Here is a 1,983-nt window from a genome sequence, read left to right as displayed (position 1 = left end):
TGCCGGCGCGCGGTGATGGGGTGATCCCGGTTCGGAGCGGGCAACGGGGATCAGAATGACCAGCCAATCGCAGCTGCGCGAGAAGCTTCGGAAGATCGAGGCGTTGTTCGCGGGTGCCGGAACTGCCGGTGAGCGCCTTGCGGCGGAAGCTGCGCTACAGCGGGTGCGTGCCCGGGTCGCGGAGCTCGCTCGCCACGATCCGCCGATCGAGCAGCAATTCTCACTTCCTGACCAATGGTCGCGGCACCTGTTTTTGGCGCTTTGCCGCCGGTACGGGCTGCGGCCGTTTCGTTATCACCGCCAACGACGCAACACGGTGGTGATCCGTGCGTCCCGAGGCTTCGTCGACAAAGTTCTGTTGCCGGAGTTCACCGAGCTGGAGAGGGCGTTGCAAGTTTATCTGCACGAGATGACGCTGCGCGTGATCCGCGAGGAGATCTATGACGACACCAGCGATGCGCAGGAAGTTCCAGAGTCCCTGCCGTCGAACTGATCAGGCGGCGAGCTTTGCCAGCGAACTGTCGCGCTCGGCCTTCCAATTCCACGGCAACAGCATGTGCAGCTGATTGATCTTTGTACGTCCGGAGACGATGCGCTCGAGAACATCGGTCAGATAGTGTCGCGGGTCGATGTCTTGCAGCTTTGCCGTGTTGATGAGCGAGGCGAGAATGGCCCATGTCTCGGCGCCGCCTTCACTGCCGGCGAACAAGTAGTTCTTCTTTCCCAGGCCTATCGGCTTGATGCTGCGCTCGACCGTATTGCTGTCTATTTCAATGCGTCCGTCATCGATGAAGCGCGTCAGGCCGTCCCAATGGTTGAGGGTGTAGCGGATGGCTTTGCCCAGACCGGACTTCTTCGAGACTTCCAGCAGTCGCGCCTCGAGCCAGGGTTTGAAGTCCTCAATCAGCGGCCTGGTGTCGGTTTGCCGCACCGCAGCCCGCTGCGCCGCCGGCAGACCGCGGATGCGATCCTCAATGGCGTAGAACATCGCGATCCGTTGCAGCGCTTCCGCGGCAATCGGCGACTTCGTCGCGACGTGAACGTCCCAGAACTTCCGCCGCGCATGCGCGAAGCAGAACGCCAGCAGCACCAGACGGCCGCCGTTCTTGATCAGGCCCTTGTAGGCAGCATAGCCGTCGACCTGCAGGATGCCGTGGTAATCCCCGAACAGCTGCTTGGCGCGGATCGCCTTGCGATCCTCGGCAAACATGTAGACCACCGCCGGCGGCGCGGGGCCGCCCCACGGACGGTCATCGGTGGCGATCGCCCAGAACTGGCAGACTTTGGTTCTGCCACGGCCGGGATCGAGAACCGGCAGTGGCGTCTCGTCGGCAAACAGCCGCGGGTAGGACATCACTGTGTCGCGCAACAGCGTGTGAAGCGGCTTCAGCCACCAGGCGGCGCGGCCCATCCATGAGGCCAGCGTCTGCCGGTCGAGCGTGATGCCTTGCGCGGCGAACATCTGTTCCTGGCGATACAGCGGCAGCTGGTAGCCGTATTTCATCACCGCGATGTGGGCCAGCAAGGCTTCCGTCACCATCCCGCCGTCGATCGCCTGGGCCGGCGCCGGTGCCTGCAGCACACCCTGGCGGCATCCCCGGCAGCCGTAGCGCGGACGCACAATGCGCTTGACCTGGTACTGCATCGGAATGACGTCGAAGGCTTCCTTGACGGTCTCCCCGATCTTGTGCAGCCGCTCGCCGCAGCAGGGGCAGATGTGGCTCTCGATATCGATCACGACGTCGATGCGCGGCAAATGCTCCGGAAGCCTCCCCCGGTTGCGTCGCGCCGGTCGCTTGCTACGGCCTTCCGCTCCATCAGGCAGCCTGCCTCCGGTCCCGTCGTCGTTGGCGGCGGCACGAGCCGCCTGCGCCGTGATGGTGAAGAGAGACAGCTGTCCGGGATCCAGTGTCTCGGAGCGGGGACCAAAGATCGTGCGCTTGTACTGGGACAGGATCATCAGGAGCTTGTCGTTCTCCTGGA

Annotated in this window: 2 protein-coding genes; one reads left to right on the top strand and one right to left on the bottom strand. The window is 63.7% G+C overall.

The genetic code is table 11. The annotated features are described in order from the left end of the window. The first annotated feature begins 55 nt into the window (after positions 1–55). Entirely contained in the window at positions 56–493 is a 438-nt protein-coding gene (locus XI09_RS08715; RefSeq protein ID WP_271566478.1) for a hypothetical protein, read from the top strand. Here the strand turns inward: XI09_RS08715 and tnpC are convergent. Then, positions 494–1,983 (bottom strand): IS66 family transposase (gene tnpC, locus XI09_RS08710; protein WP_271566477.1); only part of this gene is annotated, 1,490 nt, incomplete at its 5' end.

Source organism: Bradyrhizobium sp. CCBAU 11386 (assembly GCF_028128955.1).
GTDB lineage: Bacteria > Pseudomonadota > Alphaproteobacteria > Rhizobiales > Xanthobacteraceae > Bradyrhizobium.
The sequence above is the reverse complement of the archived record's forward strand: the minus strand, read 5'-3'. Positions and strand labels throughout refer to the sequence as shown.

What these genes read in the sequence shown, in the direction of transcription:
- XI09_RS08715 (WP_271566478.1), top strand. Translation starts at nt 56, where the DNA reads ATGACCAGCCAATCGCAGCTGCGCGAGAAGCTTCGGAAGATCGAGGCG.